Consider the following 19934-nt stretch of genomic DNA (forward strand, 5'->3'; position numbering starts at 1 on the left):
AAATAAAACAAATCATGAAAACGGCAACTTAATGCAAGGATTCAAGATCCCGAAGGGCATCGCGATCCATGATCATGGTGCCGAGAATCATGTCGTGCAGCAGTTGCTTGCGGCGGGTGAAAAGCCCGACGAGAATGATGAGGGGCGTCAGGATCGTGTTGCCAAACCAGAATAGTAGACTGTGCATGATGGCCAACAGCGCATAGGGTTTGGCACCATACCACAGCCGCATCTCTAGCCCCATCACACGCATTCCCGGTGTCGCCGCTTTATAGCCGCCCAGTGTCAAACCGATATAGGGCAGGGCCACGATGGGGAGCAACGCAGCATAGAGCAGCCAACCTATCCCGAAAGTGATAACGCCCACCACGGCAATAACCAGCGATGCCGCGATCATCAAAAGCATGATCAGAAAAGAGTCGATGAGAAAGGCCAGAATGCGGCGGGAGAGAATGCCATCAAATAGGGCTGGATGCATGTCCGGGTTGAATGCATTCCTGCGTTCCGCGTTTGGTTCGTAAGCCGCATTGGCGTTGTTCATCGAAAAGAGGATCCTTTCTGGTCCTGTCTGTTTGCCCGTGTCGGGCGGAGTGCGCAATTGATATAGATGAGGTGCGTATCTTGAGAGGACTTTTCAAGGATATTTCGGTTTTTGGTGAGAAAATATAGTGAAAAACGGCTCTTGAAAATCTAGCGTCAATAACCGTCGAATAAAATTCGTGGCGACGTGACGGATATTAGACTGTTTTTTACAGCATGCGCAGGAGAATATTGGCAATCGTCGAGCGGATATTTGCCCGTGTGGGCTGTCCGATATAGAGGCAAACAAAAGGGGCATATCACGCTCTTTGATATGCCTCTTTGTTTGTCAGTTGAGACGACGTCAGGAAACGGCCCGCAGGGAGCTTTTCTGTTCCAGTGTCGCTACAAGGCGTGAAATGCTGTCAATGACGTCAGAACTGGCTTTTTCCAGATCACGCAAAAGACCAAAACCTTCATCCTTTTTGTCTTCTGCGCAGGCCTTGACGATTTGGATTGCTACATCATGAACTTTCTTGTGCGGAGCCTCCAATGCGGTGAAGGCCGGGAGACGCCGGATTTCCGGATCGTTGATACCGTCATACCATTGCCCCAAACGGCAGCCGTGGTGATCGGCCAGCTTGGCAGTTTTGGCATTTTCACGACCTGTGAGAATATTGACGATGCGCTTGGTGAACAGCACATGATCGATCTTGGCCATTTCGCAAAGGGACAATGCATCACCATCCTGGAACAGGGTGCTGGCATTCTCTGCAAAATGGTCGTTGCTGTTCTGGAGCGTGTCAGACATGCCGATGAGCATTTTTTCATTTTCGGCATTCAGTTCGGCCACGCCTGTGACCGATTCAGAAATCTCCTGCGTCGCAACGGTTTGCTGTTGGATAATCTGGGAGACTTCCTGCATGTTGCGGTTGACCTCACCCACCTGCGAACCGATCTGCTCCATCAACTGGTTCGCACCATGAATCGCGTTTTCACCATCACCAATCGCTTCACGAGAGGTTGAAACAGCCGTTTGAATGGTGCGCATGCCGCCGCTGAGCGCGTTGATACGGTTGGTGATGTCTTCCGTCGCCTTGGTTGTTTGTCCGGCGAGCGCTTTGACCTCGTTAGCAACCACGGCAAAGCCTTTACCAGCTTCACCCGCGCGAGCAGCTTCTATTGTGGCGTTGAGCGCCAGCAGATTGGTCTGGTTGGCGATTTTGTCGATGACCGTAAGGAACGAGCCGATCTGCTCAGACGCTTGTACAAGGTCATTGAGGCTCGTCTCCGTTTGTGATGAAGCGGTTGCAATGTTGGTCATGGCCGAGGATACGGCCTGCATTGTGGCGAGCCCCTGCGTGACCGTTTGATGTGTCTCTTTGGCGCCATCAGCCGTTAGATCCGATGTTTCGGAAATCTGGCCGATTGATCCAGCCAACTCGGAAACCGCAGCCGAGATTGCCTGTACATTGCTCGTGGCGGTGTGGGTGTTGCGCGTGAGAATGGCCATGTCAGCGCAGATTTCGTTGATTTCTACGGCAGCATTGGAAAGCGCGCGCAAGTTGCCTTGATGGCAGCCGCTGTCACCCTGAGAGGCAAAGCCCGATGCGTCGCCAAGAGCCGATAAGGTGCCTATCATATCAGAGAAGATAAGAGATATAACATTTTGCATCTCAGCAACCAGAGCCTTGCTGCCACCCCGATGGGATTTTGCAATGGACGGCACCAGTTCAAGGAGTGATCTGGCATAGAGCGCCATGACAGCATTGGCGCTTGCACCTGATGCCTTGAGTGCTGCGCCGTTCTCATTGCTGTTGCGCACAATCTCGGAGGGGCTGGAAGCCTTCAGCATCCTGGCAAGGTGTGCGGGTTGACCCAACGTTGCCGTGGTCTGGCTCCCCATTGAAGGTTGGAACATGCGCGCCAAATCCGTTTGCTGGTCAATGCAAGAACGAATCGTCTTGGACACAGAAGGAAGGTCTTTTTCCAGCTTCGGGGTTACCGCCTGAATGCCGTTGGTTGCGGTTCCTGCGGAAATAAAGGAGAAGGTTTGTTCCAGCTCTGAAAGGTTGTTTTGTTGGCTATGCTGCGACATCGGTCTCAAGGTTCTTCTAGTTAAAAGGACACATGAGAAAATTATCAATGCAGATGCACTTGAAAATGGTTAACGAAATAATTCAAGGTGCCAAAAAAACCTGTAATCACAAGAAAAATTTCTGCATCTCATAGTAAAATTACCTGTTTTTACGATAAAATTTTAGTCAGAAATGTCCGGTTTGTTGAGATATTCCACACTGTGTCCCGCTGATTCGATGGCCATGATGATCTCATTGGCGTGAGCCGCATCGCGGGTTTCGATGGTAATATCTATGGAGGCTCCCTTGACCGGAACATTCAGGAATGTGCGGTGATGATCGACCTCCAGAATATTGCCACCAAGGTCTCCGATGATGCTGGAAAGTTCGGCGAGAATACCCGGGCGATCCGGAATGGTGATCCGCAGTCCGACGATCTGCTGCTTTCTGCCAAGCTGGCGCACGATAATCGAGGAGAGTAGGCGAGGGTCGATATTGCCACCCCCCAGAACCAGACCAACTTTCTTATCCTTGAAACGGGCCGGCTCGGCGATAACGGCAGCCAATGGCACCGCTCCGGCGCCTTCTGCCATCGTCTTGAGATAGGTCGCGTAGGCGTTGATGGCGCGCTCTATGTCGCGTTCTGTCACCAATATGATGTCGTCCAGAAGCTCTGAGGCGATTTCAGCGGTCAATTTGCCCGCTTTCTTGACGGCAATGCCTTCGGCCAGAGACTGCCCCCCGCAGAACAGGTCCTTGTGCTTGAGCTCATTATACATGGTTGGATAGAGTTCACTCTCAACCCCAATCACTTCAATCTCTGGGTTGATGCTCTTAGCGGCAATGGCTATGCCGGAAATCATGCCACCTCCGCCGATGGGCACGATCAATGTCTCGAGATCCGGCACGTCGGCGAGCATTTCCAAAGCGATGGTGCCCTGTCCGGCGATGATCTTATAGTCATCATAGGGGTGAACGAAGGTGAGGCCTCTGTTTTTGGCAAGGCGCATGGCCGCGTCCCCGGCTTCGGCGACAGTTTCGCCCTCCAGAATAACTTCAGCACCAAAGCCTTTCGTGGCCGCGACTTTTACAAAGGGCGTAAATTCCGGCATGACGATGAGAGAAGGAATACCCAGTCTCGTCGCATGAAGCGCCACGGCCTGTGCATGGTTGCCTGCAGACATGGCAATAACGCCATGCTTACGCTCTTCTTCGCTCAGAGACAGCAGCTTGTTAAGCGCGCCCCGTTCCTTGAAGGCGTTGGTCACCTGCATATTGTCATATTTGACGTAGATGTTCGCGCCCAGAATGTCGGAGAGCTGTTTGGCGGGTAGCGTCGGAGTACGCAGGACCGCGCCCTTGATCTTGTCGGCAGCCTGCATGATGTCAGAGAGAGTTGGGCGGTTTGAGGCGGAAGAACGATCAGACATCACATTGGCTCGCTTTGGTAGGAAATGGTTCAGAGACAATGCCTTAACATCGCCGCGCATTCAAATGATTTTGCACCACTTAAAGCGAAGGTGGTATCCGGATCGGAAAAACCAGTCGGGAAGAGTGCTGGTGGTTGTCGAACCTCGCCTTTTTTCGTTGATGAAGAGATAAAGAACTGTTTTGACCATTTCCCGTGCGCTAGTTTCATACGAAAGCTGAAAGCGGCAGAAGACTGCTCAAAACAAGGTCTGCTTTTATTTTGCCGGAGGCCTAAAATGAATGAGAATAGTGAAGGAATGGTCGAGTGTCAGAAATTGTCTATCAGACATTGAAGGCTGAAAAGCTTAATGAAACCCTTGATGATCTGGCCTCTATCCTGCACGGGTGCGTTCAAAATGGTGCCAGTGTCAGCTTCATTCATCCGTTTAGCAAAGAAGATGCACGCAGCTTTTGGCTTAAAGATGTCTTCCCCAAGGTGGAAAAGGGCGAAACCGTCTTGTTGGTTGCGCGGGCTGATGACCGCCTTGTCGGAACCGTCCAACTGCAGACGAACCTCCCGCCCAACCAGACCCATCGATGTGAGGTGGCCAAACTGTTGGTGCATCCCGACTATCGCAAGCGGGGCATTGCCACGACTTTGATGGAAAATCTCGAGGAAGAGGCAAGAGCCTTGGGCAAGAGCCTCATCACGCTTGATACCCGCTCGGGTGATCAGGCTGAGCCGCTCTATATTCTTCTTGATTACAAGATCGCTGGACGCATCCCCAATTTTGCCAGAGCTGCAGATTGTGATCGTCTGGATTCTACGACCTATATGTACAAGATCCTTGAGCAGACCGACCTGTAAGGCCGGTCTCACAAGAAAATGGTCAAGCTGGAACTTAGCGTTTGAGGGTTTCGGCAATCGTTGGTGCAAAATAGGTCAGAATGCCGTCTGCACCAGCGCGCTTGAATGCCAGCAAGCTTTCCCACATGACGCGTTCCTGATCAAGCCAGCCATTCTGGCCAGCCGCGCAGAGCATCGCATATTCGCCTGAAACCTGATAGGCAAAGGTTGGCATGGCGAATTCGTCTTTCAATCGACGAAGAACGTCCAGATAAGGCATGCCGGGTTTGACCATCAGCATGTCTGCGCCTTCATTGATATCCAGCTGGGCTTCCATGAGGGCTTCATCCGTGTTGGAAGGGTCCATCTGATAGGTTTGTTTGTCGCCTTTAAGGGTCGAATTGGCACCGACTGCTTCACGGAACGGACCGTAGAAGGCTGACGCATATTTGGCCGTATAGGCCATGATCTGTGTGTCGGTGTAACCCTGATTGTCGAGCACGGCGCGAATGGCCCCGATGCGGCCATCCATCATGTCTGATGGACCGATGATGTCCGAGCCAGCTTCTGCCTGCACGAGAGCCTGACGCGTCAGTTGCTCCACGGTTTCGTCATTGAGGATGATGCCATCACGCAGCAAACCATCGTGGCCATGGCTTGTGTAAGGGTCTAGCGCCACATCCGTCATCAGCCCTACTTCGGGCACTTCCTTTTTGATGGCTCGGAGGGCGCGGCAGATGAGATTGTTCTCATTAAGGGCTTCGCTGCCCTCATCATCGCGCAAATCCGGATTGGTATAGGGGAAGAGGGCGATGACGGGAATACCAAGTGTGGCAGCTTTTTCGGCAGCTCGCACAGCGTTATCGATGCTCAAGCGGTCCACGCCGGGCATGGCACCAATCGGTTGGGCTTCATTGTCGCCATCCATCACAAAGATTGGCCAGATCAGGTCATTGATGGTCAGGGCATTTTCGCGGATCAGACGACGGGACCAATCGCTACGACGATTCCTGCGCATCCGACGTCCCCCTGTGATGCTGCCGACATCGGTCATGGCAGAAAGTGGCGTGTCCATGGTGGATTTGGAAGAGTTTGTCATTGCATTATAGGTCCTTGAAACTTGGCCAGCCCGTTGCGCTCCCTTTCAGTCAAGGCGCTGCAAACTGAAGGCTGTCTTGGGAAAGTCGTTCCCAATGCTAATCAACTTGCAAGCAGAACAAAACTGACCAATTGGTAATGATGGCCGGCCTGTTGAAACCATGGTCCATGCTGGAGCATCATCCCGGTCGCTTCATTGTCTTACTTGATCGCGTCAGGCGGACGCTATATTGAAAAGTCAGCAAAATTTGGATCAAACAATGAAGATGAGCGCTCAGTGCGCAGGGCAAGATCATGGATGACATTTTATTTGAGAAACGTGGATGCGTAGGACTTGTTACCCTCAACAGGACAAAAGCGCTCAATGCCCTGACCATAGACATGATCAACGCGCTTTCAAACCAGCTCAAACATTGGGAAAGTGATGATGCCGTCAAGGCCGTCATTCTCACATCTGCCAGTGAGCGCGCTTTTTCCGCCGGGGCTGATATCCGTTTCGTCTATAATAATCGCGCAAACCCGCCTTACGATTTCTTCCGCGTTGAATATCTGATGAATTGCGCGATGTTCCGCTATCCAAAGCCCTATATTTCACTGGTTGATGGCATAGTCATGGGGGGAGGGGTAGGTCTATCCTTCCATGGGCGCTATATTGCAGCGGGTAGCAAGACCCTCTTTGCCATGCCCGAAACGGGAATCGGCTTTTTCCCCGATGTCGGCGGAGCGTATTTCCTTCCGCGCATGCCCCGTAATGTGGGCCTTTATTGCGGCATGACTGGTGCGCGGTTGGGGCAGGCAGACTGTTTGAAATTTGGGCTGGTGACCCACGCTATCAAACTGGATCAATTTGCATCCATTCTGGAAGAAATTTCCAATGGTGCCGATCCGGAAACCTGCTTGGCCCAATATGCAGGAGAGGCAAAAGGAGAGGGGCTTGAGGAAGGGAAGCTGAGCGTGATTGAAAATGCGTTTTCTGGAAGCTCGGTTTCGGAAATTATTGCGAATCTGAATGCCAATCCGCACCCTTTTGCAAAAGAGACGCTTGATTTGATGCTCTCCCGTTCTCCAATGTCGGTGTATGTTGCCTTTGAACAAATGCGCCGCGGAGCGACGTTGAGTTTTGAAGACTGCATGGCCATGGAATATCGAATCCTTGAGCGTATTCTCAATGATAATGACTTTTATGAGGGAGTGAGGGCCACGATTGTCGATAAGGATGGGGCGCCCAAGTGGGAGCCTGCTTCTTTTGATGATGTTTCAGAGGAAAAGGTGCTGTCCTATTTCTTGCCTCTTGATCCGGATCGCGAATTGTTCAATGGCTCATAAGAACCTATGATCTGACTCACTGGCGTTGCATATTTATGGGCGTCAGAGGGACACTACTCATGCGGATGCGATCCTGCTTCCGCGTATGCAAAGACTGAATAGAAACTGCCATGACGCTCAGATTGACCGATGTTTCCCCGAAATACTGGGGTGAGAATTTGCCTTATTGGCTGATTGTTCTGGCGCGTGTCGGGAGCATCGCCCTGATGTTGAGTGGCTTATTCTATTGGGTTGATATTCTTGGTGTGTTCGGAGAGAGCGGACTTCAGCGCGGAATTTGGCTCGCTCCTGTCGGTCGGGTCATTCTGGCCTGCTCCTTCCTCATCGCGTCTGTTGGTGTATGGCAGTTGGCATTCTGGGGTGTTGTCATGTGGGTTCTGAGCGCAGTAACCCAGGCACTGGCCATCTTGCTGGTTGAGGACTTTACCTTATATTCCGGCCTCATTACCATTGCGCATACTTTGGGGTTGATTGCGTTATCAATCTGTTGTGCCTGGCTTGTCTACCGATCTTCAAGGCAGCAGGAAATCTGAATCCATTTCCATCATCCATTCATTTTTGGAAGGCCGGGTAAATTATCCGACCAGCGGGGCGTGCTTACGTTTTTTCTTTAGAGCTGCGGTTTGTTGGGAATAACTTGCTAGGATGTGAACCATTTGGGAAAGGTTTTGTTAGTGCATTTGTAAATAGATGATGAAGAAATGGCGTATTCCGATGTTTTAAAGAGATACAAGCGGCTTTTGTGAAGTAAATATACCCAAGAACCAGAGTGTTTAATAAAATTGATAACCTGTTATTTACCACGGATGCAGAACTCGACGCAAATTATGTAGAATTAGCGCGATTAGGGCTTTGTTAAGGCTGTTGCTTAAGCAGATTTTATTTAGCGACGGCTACTGTGAGTTCAAAGGCGGACAAACCGTCGCTCAAGTTAAAACAAAAACGAGGCTCAAACACATGATTACGTCACAACGCGCAGTGGAAACAGTTAGTGAAGCTGAGGGCGACGTAGAGCTTAAACCACTCTACATGGACGCACTCAGGCTCGTAGAACGCCTGCACCGCAGACTCCTGGATGTTATCAAGGATGAATTCGAACGTCGCGGCAGAACCGATGTTAACAGCGTGCAAGCTTTGCTTTTGTTCAATATCGGCGATTCTGAAGTGACTGCCGGTGAGCTGCGCTCTCGCGGCTACTATCAAGGGTCAAACGTCTCCTACAACCTGAAAAAATTGGTTGATATGGGATATGTCAATCACGAACGCTCCCGCGTTGACCGCCGTTCTGTTCGTATCTCCCTATCGGATAAGGGCCTGGAAGTGCGTCAGATCGTGAGCGAGCTCTATGAACGTCACATCGCGACGATCGAGCAGGTCGGTGGAATTGCTACAGAGGACTTTGCTCTTCTGAACAAATCCCTACAGCGTCTGGAACGCTTCTGGACCGACCAAATCCTGTATCGTCTTTAACGGATTGCCCTGACATGCTGTCCCGCAAGAAACGGCAGAAGAGGGCGATTGCAGTGAGCCTTGAGTGCACTGTTCCTTCTGAAACGATGGCCAAAGCGAGCGCAAGCGACATATCCTGCTCGTTTCAATGATGTTCATAATCTGACCAGTATCAGTTTCCCTCGCAAGGCTTGTCCTTGCGAGGTTTTTTGGTTTGTCCGGTCTGGTATTCCTGCAACAGTTTTCAAAAACGTGATCATTACATCCAGAATTTGCCACATTCTGTTGCCAATTGCTTTCAGGTTGCCGAAAAGTATTCATTAAGAATGCGGTAATAAGTGTTCAGCAAAGCTCTTTAGGGTCTTCAAACATGCGAGTCAGGGTTCTAGACTGATCGCAATTGGGAAAATATTCCTGTTTGATGTGATTCTGAGCGGCCCAACTTATTCGGGCGCCGATATAATTGAATATGTGATACAACCTGTTGGCACAGGTGGATTCTGCGAAAAGAATGGCGAAAGTGACCATGACAAATTCAAAACCGGGATATAGTGAAATCGTGACTAAGCAAAAGATAAATCGCCGTACATTCCTGACTTCCGGGTCTCAAATGGTGGCGGGTTTTGCGACAGCCCTTTCAACCCCGGCTTTTGCACAAGCGGTAAACCCTATCGATGAAGTGCTCAATCAGAGCCCGGTCGAATGGGGTGACCGTTTTGATACACCGGGCCAGACGGTTGCTGCTGTCCGTACCGCAGAGCCAACCCTTTCGCCATCAACCGTATCCAATATTGAAAATGCGATGCAGATTTATTACGGCATCGTGCAGCGTGGTGGTTGGCCGATTGTTCCTGATGATCAGGTGCTGCGCCTCGGCCATAAATCGCCCGCAGTGGTTATCCTGCGTGAACGTCTGGGTATGTCCGGTGACCTGATACAGAATATCGGTGTCAACGATGTGTTCGATTCCTATGTTGATGCTGCCGTGCGCCGCTTCCAGTCGCGTCATGGCATTCATCCCGATGGTGTCATCGGCAAGGAAACCTTCGCAGCCATGAATGTGCCGGTGCAGGTGCGTTTGCGTCAGTTGGAGACAAACCTTGTGCGGGTGCGCTCAATGTCTGGCTTCCTTGGCAAGCGCTATGTTATGGTCAATATTCCTGCTGCCGAGATCGAAACTGTTGAAGAAGGCCAGGTGCATTCCCGCCATACAGCTGTTGTTGGCAAGATTGATCGTCAGACACCGGTTCTCAAAAGCACGATTCATGAAATCAACTTCAACCCCTATTGGCATGTTCCTGCAAGCATCATTCGTAAGGACTTGATCCCGAAAATGCTCAAGGACCCCAACTATTTGCGGGACAACAAGATCCATATTCGCGACCTGAAGAACAATGTTGAGCTGGATGCCTCACAGGTCGACTGGACGACTGACGAAGCGCTGAACTACCAGTTCCGTCAAGAACCGGGCGCCAAAAACTCGATGGGTTCCATCAAGATCAACTTCCACAATAAATATGCGGTTTACCTGCATGACACGCCATCCAAAACCCTGTTTGGCAACAGCTACCGGTTCCATTCTTCGGGCTGCGTGCGTGTTCAGAATGTGCGTGAATTTGTTGTCTGGGTTCTTGAAGACACCCCGGGCTGGGATCGTTTCGCCATTGATGAGGTGATCCGTTCAGGCGAGCGTGAAGATGTATCGGTCCGCGGTAAGGTTCCGATTTACATGACCTACATTACGGCTTGGGCAACCAGTGAAGGTATGGTTCATTTCCGTGAGGACATTTATGATCGCGACGGTCTGAGTGCCATGGCGCCGGCCAGCACACCTGTTCAGGGATAAATCTTCATGAGCCAGCCTAAACCCGGTGAAATCTATATTGAATTTACGGTTATAGGACAGCAGGTGAAGGCCGTGGCTGTCGATGCCACGACAGGTGTCGAGGTGAGTGTTTTCGGTCCTACCAGCGTATCAAAACAGGATTTGCAGAACCTTGCAGTCCGCAAATTGAAGCGCAGGCTCGAGCAGTTGGGCAATGGGTGAGGGGCGTTCTGCCCCTTGTGCCCACAATTCCTTTCATGATCTACATGTAAGAGCTGCAAATCCATCTTGGGTTTGGCTGTGGAGTGTGCTAAATCCTCGAAACAAAGACAATGGTGGCGCAATTTGGTGTACATGGTGTTGCCGAAATGCGCACAATGTTGTGGCCTTCAGTCAAATATTAAAGGCAGACTCAAAGGGGCATTTGTGATAGCCAATTGCCTCTAGTTCTGATCTATGATCGCCCAACAAACGCGAAGGGGTATTGTTCCATGTCAGCAAACGAAGGTGCCAATTCGGGAGCGATTTTCCCAGAATTCTTCACCCGCGATCTCGAAAATTCCGACCCGGCAGTTGCCGCTGCGATTAACAGCGAGCTTGGTCGTCAAAAACACGAGATCGAACTGATCGCTTCTGAGAATATCGTGTCCAAAGCAGTCCTGCAGGCGCAGGGCTCTGTCATGACAAACAAATATGCAGAAGGTTATTCGGGTCGTCGTTACTATGGTGGTTGCCAGCATGTTGACGTGGCTGAAAACCTTGCGATCGAACGTGTAACCAAACTGTTTGGTTGCGAGTTCGCCAACGTACAGCCCAATTCCGGCTCGCAGGCCAACCAGGCTGCCTTCATGGCGCTCATCAAACCGGGCGACACCATCCTGGGTATGAGCCTTGATGCCGGTGGTCACCTGACCCACGGTGCTAAGCCGAACCAGTCTGGCAAGTGGTTTAATTCCATCCAGTATGGCGTACGCAAGCAGGACGGCCGCATTGACTTTGACCAGATCGAAGAACTGGCAAAAGAGCATCAGCCAAAACTGATCATCGCCGGTGGGTCTGCCTATAGCCGTGAATTCGACTTCAAGAAATTCCGTGAAATCGCTGATTCCGTTGGCGCATATCTTATGGTGGACATGGCCCACTTCGCAGGTCTCGTCGCTGCTGGCTTGCATGAGAATCCATTCCCGCATGCCGATATCGTGACTTCCACGACCCATAAAACCCTGCGCGGACCGCGCGGTGGCTTGATCCTGACCAACGATGCCGACATCGCCAAGAAGGTCAATTCGGCTGTCTTCCCGGGTCTGCAGGGTGGTCCTTTGATGCATGTTATTGCTGCCAAGGCCGTTGCCTTTGGTGAAGCGCTCACCGATGACTTCAAGGTCTATGCAAAGGCTGTCAAAGACAATGCGCAAGCTCTTGCCGATACCCTCTATGAAGGTGGTGTTGAACTGGCCGCTGGTGGTACGGATAACCATCTTCTGCTCGTCGACCTGCGTCCGAAGGGCCTGACCGGTAAAATTGTTGAAGCCGCTCTTGGTCGTGCCTATATCACCTGTAACAAGAATGGCGTGCCGTTCGATCCGGAAAAACCGGCAATTACCTCCGGTATCCGTCTTGGTACACCAGCTGGTACGTCCCGTGGTTTCGGCACCGAGGAGTTCAAGGAAATCGGTAAATTGATTATCGAAGTGCTTGACGGTCTCGTTGCGAATGGGGAAGAAGGCAATAGCGCCGTAGAATCGGCTGTGAAGGAAAAGGTCATCGCCCTGACCGATCGCTTCCCGATCTACCCTGACCTTTGATCATATCGGCAGGGCAGTCTGGTAAGCCATTGGCTGCCCGCCGTGATCCCATAAATGAATTGTGAGGTCGAGATATGAAATGTCCCTATTGCGGTTATGAAGATACCCAGGTCAAGGATTCTCGTCCTACAGAAGACAATACGGCGATCCGCCGTCGACGCTTTTGCGCAGGCTGCGGCGGACGCTTCACTACCTTCGAGCGTATCCAGCTTCGTGAACTGTCTGTTATCAAACGCACGGGGCGTAAAGTGCCCTTTGATCGTGACAAGCTGATGCGCTCTGTTCAGGTTTCCCTTCGTAAACGTCCGGTAGAAGACGAAAAGGTCGAGCGTATGGTCTCTGGCATCGTGCGGCAGCTTGAAAGCGCGGGCGATGCAGAAGTCCCGGCAGAACATATCGGCAATCTGGTGATGGTAGGCCTTAAGGGACTGGATGAAATCGCTTATATTCGCTTTGCTTCCGTCTATAAGAATTTCCGTGAAGCAAAAGACTTTTCTGATATGCTGACCGAAATGTCGTCCGCTCGCCCCGAGGATGATGATCTCTCCGAGTAGCAGAATAACGGGATGACGCGGTCTGGATCGTTTGTGCCACCTCAAACCGATCGGCATTGTATGCACACTCTCTTGCACACATTCTCTGATGAACAACTGATGGATCTGGCTTTGCGTCTTGGGCGCCGCTGTGCCGGAGCGACTGCCGAAAATCCGGCCGTTGGGTGCGTGATTGCCCGCAATAATTCTGGGCGCATGGAAATTGTCGGGCGCGGATGGACGCAAGAAGGCGGGCGTCCTCATGCGGAGCGTGTGGCTTTGGCCGAGGCAGGAGAACGCGCAAGGGAGGCCACGGCCTATGTCACTCTGGAGCCATGCTCTCACACCGGAAAATCCAGCCCATGCGCTGATGCCTTGATTGAAGCCGGTATTGCACGCGTTGTCTGTGCACATCCCGATCCGGATAGGCGTGTGGCTGGCCGTGGCTTTGAGAAACTACGCAATGCCGGAATCGCTGTCGATGTTGGGCTCATGCAGGATCGGGCGCATCGCGACCTGACCGGTTTTCTCTCTCGCACCGTCCGCAATAGGCCATGGCTGCAGGCCAAGATGGCTTTTTCTCGTGATGGCATGATCGGCATCAAGGGGCAGGGGAACTATCCTGTTACCGGGCCGCAGGCCAAATCCCGTACCTACGCTTTGCGCGCGCGGGCTGATGCAATATTGGTTGGTTGCGATACCGTGCTGATTGACAATCCCGCTTTAACGGTGCGCTTACCGGGGTTGGAGAAGCGATCCCCCGTGCGCGTCGTTCTGGATAGCAAGGGGCGTTTGCCCGTTGAAACGATTCTTGTGCAATCGGCTAAAGAGACGCCCGTCTGGATCGTGACGACCGGGCAAATGCCCAGTGATAAAGCAAAGGTGCTAGAGGCCCGAGGCTGCGTCATTCTCCGCGTCGATGCCACGCCAGAGGGTCATGTTGATCTGAAGATGGCCCTTGAAGCCATAGCGGAGCGGGGCATCAATACAGTTTTTGCTGAATGCGGCGCAAAACTCGCAGATGAAATGCTCAAATCCGGGTTCGTCGATGAATTTTTCCTCTACCAAGGCTCTGAGTTGATCGGCCTGAATGGCCTTGAAGCGCTGCATGGTTTGCCGGAAAAAGCTTTGTCATCGGCCGGTTTCATTCTGGAAGAGAATTGCAATATGGGGCAGGATAAGCTGAAGAGGTTTGTTCGCCCTCAAAGTTTGGACGCTTTATACGGAGATTAGCAGCTATGTTTACCGGCATTATCACGGACGTTGGCGAAGTAATGAAGCAGGAGACTATTCCTGCGGGGCAGCGGGTGAAGATTGCGACTCATTTTGACCCCGAGACAATCGCTCTGGGTGCTTCCATCGCTTGCAACGGTGTATGCCATACTGTTGTTGAAGCTGGTTCTCTGGACGAAGCGCGCAACTATTTTTCGGTCGAGTCGGCCCGTGAAACCCTTGATCTGACCAATGCGTCCAGCTGGTCAGAAGGGTCTGCAATCAATCTGGAGCGGTCCCTTAAAATGGGAGATGAACTGGGCGGTCATCTTGTGCTCGGTCATGTTGATGGTGTGGCTGAAGTGGTAGAACGGCAAGAGCATCCAGACAGCGTTTTCTTTAAGCTCAGGGCACCAGGTCAATTGGCTCGCTTTATTCCGCCTAAAGGGTCTGTTTGCCTTGATGGTACCTCTCTGACGGTCAATGATGTGGAAGGGGATGACTTCACAATCTTCCTTATTCCCCACACGCTTTCCAACACAGCATGGAAAGAGAAAACAGTGGGCGACAAGATCAATCTTGAGGTGGATATGATGGCTCGTTATGTCGCACGACTGAATGAATATACGCCATCCTAGAATTCTGATATTAGATTGCTGAGTCTAATTGGGGAGCCTGTCTGGGCTCCCTTCTCGCCACATAAAGGAAACAATCATGGTCGAGAAAATCAGCATCACCACGCCAATTCTTTTTTCTGATCCGCTACCTGAAGCTGTTGATGTCGCCATCATCGGGGCAGGTGTCGTGGGTATCTTTGCGGCTCTATATCTGGCGCGTGCTGGCAAGAAAGTTTGCGTGCTCGAAAAGGGGCGAGTATCGGGCGAGCAGTCGTCCCGTAACTGGGGCTGGATTCGTCAGCATGAGCGCGATGAGGCCGAGGTTCCCATCGCAATAGAGGCCTTGCGGCTCTGGAAAGAAGCCGATGCCGAGGTAGATGGCGCAACCGGTTTCGTCACCACTCCGATCAATTATCTCGCCTCCAGTCAGGAGGAGTTGAAGGGTCTGGAAGACTGGATGTCCATTGCCGAGAAGTATGGGGTAAATTCCGTGCGTCTCGGCAGCAAAGAGGTTTCCAATATCTTTGGCGGTGTATCCAATAACCAATGGGTTGGCGGTACGTCTACGCTTGATGACGCCCGCGCTGAGCCATGGGAAGCCATACCGGCTATCGCCAAATTGGCCCATCAGGAAGGCGTAACCATCATCGAGAATTGCGCCGCGCGTTCGCTTGAGATTGAAGCGGGGCGCGTGACCGGATTGCATACCGAGCAGGGTCTTGTAAAATGCGATCATGTCGTGCTGGCTGCTGGCGCATGGTCTTTGCTGTTTGCGCGCAATCACGGGATAAGTTTTCCGCAGCTGTCGGTGAGTCTCACGGCCATGCAAACGGCGCCGATGCCCAACTTCACTGAGCATAACAGTGCCGATGAAGATTTTGCTCTGCGCCGCCGCAAGGATGGCGGTTATACGCTAGCTGTATGTGATGGCAATGATTTCTTCGTTGGGCCGGACGCCTTCAGGAATTTCTTTAAATATATTCCGCTTCTGAAGGAAAGTTGGGACCATACATTCCTCACTCCCTGGGCGCCCAAAGGTTTCCCCGATGCATGGACCACCAAGCGGTCTTGGTCAGCAGACCAGCAGACACCGTTTGAGAGATGTCGTGTGCTGGAGCCTCAACCTAACATGAAATATGTTCAGAGGGCCGTCTATGCCTTTGAGAACCGCTTTCCGGGTGTCGGATCACCCCAGATCATAGATGCCTGGGCAGGCATGGTGGATGCCCTGCCGGATGTCGTTCCGTTGATCGACACGATCGAGAAACTGCCCGGCCTTGTGATTGCGACAGGCTTTAGCGGCCACGGGTTCGGTTTCGGGCCGGGGGCGGCGATGGTCGTCAAGGATCTGGTGCTGGGCAACAAGCCGACCCACGACATCTCGCGCTTCAGATTTGAGCGATTCACTGATGGCTCGCCAATGCTTCTTGGACCAGCGCTTTAGCGCTGGACCCGCAATGTCTGTCTGTTGGATTTCTGCCTTTTCAGCAATTATCGAAAAAAATTCGAGGTCAATACGATATAGGCTTGACGTATGATGCGTCTGGTCCGATGTTGGCCGGTGAATTCTGCACAAAATGCTGGACAACTGCGAGCGGACATGGTTTGACAGGCAACCCTTCGGCTTATGCCGCCCCATGCCCCAAGACTTCGGATGGAAATCATGACTAAGGAAACCCCCAATATTCTAATCATCGAGGCCCGGTTTTACGAAGATCTTGCCGATGAACTGGTCCGCGGAGCTGTCGAGGCTCTAGAGGAAGCTGGTGCGACTTACGAGCGCGTTGCAGTTCCCGGCGTGCTGGAAATTCCTGCCGCTTTGTCAATGGCGATGGCCGCTGTTGAAGATGGCTATTCCGATTATGACGGGTATGTTGCTCTTGGCGTCGTGATCCGAGGTGAAACGACCCATTACGATATCGTCGCCAATGAGAGCGCTCGCGCTATCATGGGGTTGGCTGTTGAGGGCTGCGTGGCCGTCGGTAACGGCATCCAGACCGTCGAAAATGGCCAGCAGGCTTGGGCGCGTGCGCGTGTTGAAGAAAAAGATAAAGGTGGTGCTGCAGCTCGTGCTGCATTGACCATGATTGAGCTACGCGAGAAATTCGGAATAGAAGAATGAGTGAACAGGAAAAATCTGTCCGTACCGCAAACAAGCGTGGCTCTGCCAGGCTGGGGGCCGTTCAGGCCCTCTACCAGATGGATGTCGGTGGGACACCTTTGACCGAAGTTTTGCAGGAGTTCGAGCTTTACCGTCTTGGTAAAGAAGTCGATGAAGAACTCTATCTGCCAGCGGACTATGCCTATTTCAGGGATATCGTGAGTGGTGTTGTGCGCGAACAGAGAACACTGGATCCACTCATCAACAGCGCCTTGCAAAAGGGCTGGCCCTTGGCGCGCATCGATCAAACCATGCGCGCGATCCTGCGCTGTGGTCTTTATGAGGTCATGTTCCGCAAGGATGTTCCTGCACCGGTGATCCTGTCAGAATATATCGACGTGGCCAAAGCCTTCTTTGAAGGGGATGAGCCGCGCATGGTCAACGGTGTGCTTGATGCTCTGGCGCGCAATATCCGCAAGGATGAAGTCAGGGCAAAGACCCAGTAAGCATTCCGGGAGTGATCAATGGCCAATGCCGAAGGACAGGTGCGCCTTGGTGAGAGCGCGCTGATCAAACAGTATTTTGCGCCCTTGTGTCACCCGGATATGTCTTTTGGTCTCAGTGATGATGCCGCTTTTCTCAATCTGGCGTCCGATCAGCAGCTTGTTCTTACAAAGGACATGCTGGTCGCAAATGTGCATTTTTTTGCCGATGACGCACCAGAGCTGATTGCCAAAAAGGCATTGCGTGTCAATCTTTCCGACCTGGCTTCGAAAGGGGCCAAACCTGTCGGATACCTGCTGGGACTTGGTTTGCCTTCAGACTGGACGGAAGACTGGCTTTCCCGCTTTTGTAAAGGGCTTGGTGAAGACCAGCAGGCCTTTGATTTTCCGCTGATTGGCGGGGATACGGTCAAGAGCCCTGAACGGCTGACCCTTTCCATCACCGCTTTTGGCGAAGTGCCCAAGGGGCGCACCATCTTGCGCCGCAATGCCAAGCCTGACGAGGATGTCTATGTCACCGGCACCATAGGGGATAGCGCTCTGGGGTTGTTGCTGCGCCGCGAGCCTGAGGACTATCCTGAAATCGGTGAAGAGGACAAAGCTGTTCTCATCAACCGCTTCCTACTGCCTCAACCACGCTTGCAAGGTCTCGCCCTGATACGCCAGTTCGCCACGGCATCTATGGATATCTCCGATGGCTTGATGGGAGACGCTGCGAAAATGGCGTCCGCGGCCGATTGCGCGTTGCATCTGGACGATGCAGCCGTGCCACTCTCTCTGTCTGCCAAAGCGATGCTGGATGTAACCTCGGCTTCCAGAGATGTGGCTCTGACGGGGGGCGATGATTACGAACTTCTCTTTTGCGCACGTCGTAAAGATCGAGAGGCCATCCGGGCGGCGGCCTCTGCACTGGATGTGCCTGTCACCAGAATTGGCAGGGTTGCAGAAGGGAAGGGCGTGTGTCTGCTCGATGAGAGTGGACATGAAATGGCTCTCTCCAAAGGTGCTTCTTACGAGCATTTTTAAGGTATCCACCTTAAGGAACCCAAACCGCAACAAGGCAAAAGAAAAGGCCTGACCTTGTGAGGCCAGACCCTTTGGAACCTATTTTGCGTAAAATGCTTTCCTATTCGCCGATACCAGCGCCAATGCCTTCAACAAGACGGCTGAGGAACTGGGTATCCTTGCCACCTGTTGGCGTGACCTGACGGGAGAAGTCGAACAACTTGCCATCTTTCAGACCATAGCGAGCCGTGCGCGCAACGCGCTGTTCGTCGTCGAAATAAACGGCAACCACAGTCTGGTCGACAGGGCGCGAACGCATGAAGGCAACCGGCTGCTTGCGCGTTTGGGAAATATAGTAGAATACCTCACCGCCGAAATCAGCCGTCGTGGAAGGGGTGCCCAAGGTCAGCAGAACCTGCTCACGGCTGGCGCCTTCGGCAATCTGATCCAGAGTGTATTCGGTGGGAACAAATCCGTGAATGGACGTCGTTTCGGTAAAGCAGCCTGATAGCAGGACCGTGCAGAGGCAAGCAGCCATTCCTGCTGCTCTTGCCGGAGAAAGCAGGGTTTTAACCAGATGAGTATTGTGGCCATTCGAAACTGGGCGATCATTGCGCATTGAAGGTGCTACTCCTCGTAATTGATGGTCCACACACTGCTGCAGGCGTAATCACCCGCGCGGTACCAAAAGAACCAAGTCGAGATACATTTCAAATCACACGAAAGTATCTCTGCCTTTTCAACCATATTTCCTTTAGTCGGTATCTCGTTTACACAAAAAATGCAATCATTGTGAAATGCTCAAGAGTGATTTAAAGCATTGTGCAAACAGTCTGTCCGCTCTTTTGGCCGGATAACTTGTCTTCCCTTATAGAATGCTTCATCTCGCCAATCGCAAAACCGCCAACGGAAATGACCCGATGATCTTCAACCTGTTCAAAAGCAAAGCCCAAAAGAGAGAAGAAATCGCCGATGATCTTTATCGGCAAATCGTGGCGGCGGCGAGGCAGCCAGAATTCTATCTTAGCTATGCTGTCGAGGATTCCGTCACAGGCCGGTTTGAAATGATTGTTTTGCACGCTTATGTGTTTTTCTATCGCATGAAAAGCGAAACAGCGGAGAATAGGGAGCTGTCTCAGGCCGTTTTTGGGCGTTTCTTCCAAGATATGGATGATTCCCTGAGGGAGCAGGGGGTGGGCGACCTTTCCGTGCCCAAGAAGATCAAGAAGATGGCCCAGTCTTTCTATGGGCATGCTGAAGCCTATGACAAGGCACGAGACCAAGGAGTGGAAGCCCTCGCAATTGCTCTCTCACGCAACATATACGGTGAAGAAAGCAAGCCTTGCCCAGAAGCTGCCGGATTGGCCCGTTATATCCTTGCCTGCGATGAAAAATTAAAATTGCAGTCTATGGAAGATTTCAGTAAAGGTGAGCTGAATTTTCCCGAAATCGGGCCATTTCAAGCGCACTGACCAGTCAGTTTGCAAAGGGCTTTGTTTCGGAGCTGGACGAAGCGTGTCGCAAATACTGGCCACTCGACCCACGTTTTTGGCGATCGCTCACTGCACATTCAATCGAACGCATGATCGCGCGTTCGAGCACAAAG

The 19934-nt window shown here is 52.0% G+C and carries 21 protein-coding genes; 15 read left to right on the top strand and 6 right to left on the bottom strand.

Features of this window, described 5'->3' with window-relative positions; genetic code table 11:
* Positions 1–28 precede the first annotated feature (28 nt).
* The 3 genes from BM258_RS03320 to BM258_RS03330 form a co-directional block, all read right to left on the bottom strand.
* Complete coding sequence (locus BM258_RS03320) at positions 29–541, bottom strand: RDD family protein (protein WP_090068784.1); 513 nt, start codon at positions 539–541, stop codon at positions 29–31.
* A 342-nt stretch (positions 542–883) separates the two neighbouring features.
* Positions 884–2617 carry a methyl-accepting chemotaxis protein gene (locus tag BM258_RS03325; protein WP_090068786.1) on the bottom strand — a complete coding sequence of 578 codons (1734 nt, stop codon included), beginning with the start codon at positions 2615–2617 and terminating at the stop codon, positions 884–886.
* Positions 2618–2779: 162 nt separating this feature from the next.
* Complete coding sequence (locus BM258_RS03330; protein WP_090068996.1) at positions 2780–4027, bottom strand: threonine ammonia-lyase; 1248 nt, start codon at positions 4025–4027, stop codon at positions 2780–2782.
* 305 nt (positions 4028–4332) lie between these two features.
* Between BM258_RS03330 and BM258_RS03335 the strand changes: the two genes are divergently transcribed.
* Positions 4333–4875 (top strand): GNAT family N-acetyltransferase, encoded by a 543-nt coding sequence (locus BM258_RS03335; RefSeq protein WP_244544570.1) that lies wholly within the window; start codon positions 4333–4335, stop codon positions 4873–4875.
* A 34-nt stretch (positions 4876–4909) separates the two neighbouring features.
* Here the strand turns inward: BM258_RS03335 and hemB are convergent, their stop codons facing one another.
* Complete coding sequence (gene hemB / locus BM258_RS03340; protein ID WP_090069000.1) at positions 4910–5929, bottom strand: porphobilinogen synthase; 1020 nt, start codon at positions 5927–5929, stop codon at positions 4910–4912.
* Between the two features lie 317 nt (positions 5930–6246).
* Here hemB and BM258_RS03345 point away from each other — a divergent pair, with 317 nt between their 5' ends.
* The 13 genes from BM258_RS03345 (at position 6247) to thiL (ending at position 18349) form a co-directional block, all read left to right on the top strand.
* Positions 6247–7278: an enoyl-CoA hydratase/isomerase family protein gene (locus BM258_RS03345; protein ID WP_090068788.1), complete on the top strand. Its 1032-nt coding sequence runs from the start codon at positions 6247–6249 to the stop codon at positions 7276–7278.
* A 110-nt stretch (positions 7279–7388) separates the two neighbouring features.
* Complete coding sequence (locus tag BM258_RS03350; RefSeq protein WP_090068790.1) at positions 7389–7811, top strand: DUF6163 family protein; 423 nt, start codon at positions 7389–7391, stop codon at positions 7809–7811.
* A gap of 424 nt (positions 7812–8235) precedes the next feature.
* Positions 8236–8748 (top strand): transcriptional regulator LdtR, encoded by a 513-nt coding sequence (gene ldtR / locus BM258_RS03355; protein WP_090068792.1) that lies wholly within the window; start codon positions 8236–8238, stop codon positions 8746–8748.
* Between the two features lie 538 nt (positions 8749–9286).
* On the top strand, positions 9287–10573 hold the full coding sequence (locus BM258_RS03360) for a L,D-transpeptidase family protein (RefSeq protein ID WP_244544571.1): 1287 nt from the start codon (positions 9287–9289) through the stop codon (positions 10571–10573).
* A gap of 6 nt (positions 10574–10579) precedes the next feature.
* A complete protein-coding gene (locus tag BM258_RS03365; protein WP_090068796.1) occupies positions 10580–10774 on the top strand; it encodes a DUF6898 family protein in 195 nt (64 codons plus the stop codon).
* 269 nt (positions 10775–11043) lie between these two features.
* Positions 11044–12357, top strand: coding sequence for a serine hydroxymethyltransferase (gene glyA / locus BM258_RS03370; RefSeq protein WP_090068797.1), 1314 nt, complete (start codon positions 11044–11046; stop codon positions 12355–12357).
* A gap of 74 nt (positions 12358–12431) precedes the next feature.
* Entirely contained in the window at positions 12432–12911 is a 480-nt protein-coding gene (nrdR, locus tag BM258_RS03375; RefSeq protein ID WP_090068799.1) for a transcriptional regulator NrdR, read from the top strand.
* Between the two features lie 99 nt (positions 12912–13010).
* Positions 13011–14123, top strand: a complete 1113-nt coding sequence (gene ribD / locus BM258_RS03380; protein ID WP_175527893.1) for a bifunctional diaminohydroxyphosphoribosylaminopyrimidine deaminase/5-amino-6-(5-phosphoribosylamino)uracil reductase RibD — start codon at positions 13011–13013, stop codon at positions 14121–14123.
* A gap of 5 nt (positions 14124–14128) precedes the next feature.
* Positions 14129–14740 (top strand): riboflavin synthase, encoded by a 612-nt coding sequence (locus tag BM258_RS03385; protein ID WP_090068803.1) that lies wholly within the window; start codon positions 14129–14131, stop codon positions 14738–14740.
* Positions 14741–14816: 76 nt separating this feature from the next.
* Positions 14817–16163 (top strand): NAD(P)/FAD-dependent oxidoreductase, encoded by a 1347-nt coding sequence (locus tag BM258_RS03390; protein ID WP_090068805.1) that lies wholly within the window; start codon positions 14817–14819, stop codon positions 16161–16163.
* A 219-nt stretch (positions 16164–16382) separates the two neighbouring features.
* On the top strand, positions 16383–16841 hold the full coding sequence (ribH, locus tag BM258_RS03395; RefSeq protein ID WP_090069001.1) for a 6,7-dimethyl-8-ribityllumazine synthase: 459 nt from the start codon (positions 16383–16385) through the stop codon (positions 16839–16841).
* Positions 16838–17326, top strand: a complete 489-nt coding sequence (gene nusB, locus BM258_RS03400; RefSeq protein WP_090068807.1) for a transcription antitermination factor NusB — start codon at positions 16838–16840, stop codon at positions 17324–17326. The genes ribH and nusB overlap by 4 nt, the downstream gene beginning before the upstream one ends.
* Positions 17327–17344: 18 nt before the next feature.
* Positions 17345–18349: a thiamine-phosphate kinase gene (thiL, locus tag BM258_RS03405; protein ID WP_090068809.1), complete on the top strand. Its 1005-nt coding sequence runs from the start codon at positions 17345–17347 to the stop codon at positions 18347–18349.
* A 100-nt stretch (positions 18350–18449) separates the two neighbouring features.
* Here the strand turns inward: thiL and BM258_RS03410 are convergent, their stop codons facing one another.
* Together BM258_RS03410 and BM258_RS24705 are read right to left on the bottom strand one after the other, a co-directional pair.
* Positions 18450–18866 (bottom strand): outer membrane protein assembly factor BamE, encoded by a 417-nt coding sequence (locus tag BM258_RS03410; protein ID WP_090068811.1) that lies wholly within the window; start codon positions 18864–18866, stop codon positions 18450–18452.
* 274 nt (positions 18867–19140) lie between these two features.
* Positions 19141–19491 carry a hypothetical protein gene (locus BM258_RS24705; protein ID WP_244544583.1) on the bottom strand — a complete coding sequence of 117 codons (351 nt, stop codon included), beginning with the start codon at positions 19489–19491 and terminating at the stop codon, positions 19141–19143.
* On the opposite strand from BM258_RS24705, the gene BM258_RS03415 reads away from it, so the two are divergent.
* Complete coding sequence (locus BM258_RS03415; RefSeq protein ID WP_244544582.1) at positions 19393–19800, top strand: ubiquinol-cytochrome C chaperone family protein; 408 nt, start codon at positions 19393–19395, stop codon at positions 19798–19800. The genes BM258_RS24705 and BM258_RS03415 overlap by 99 nt on opposite strands.
* Positions 19801–19934: the final 134 nt, after the last annotated feature.

This window comes from Cohaesibacter marisflavi (assembly GCF_900115225.1).
Taxonomy (GTDB): domain Bacteria; phylum Pseudomonadota; class Alphaproteobacteria; order Rhizobiales; family Cohaesibacteraceae; genus Cohaesibacter; species Cohaesibacter marisflavi.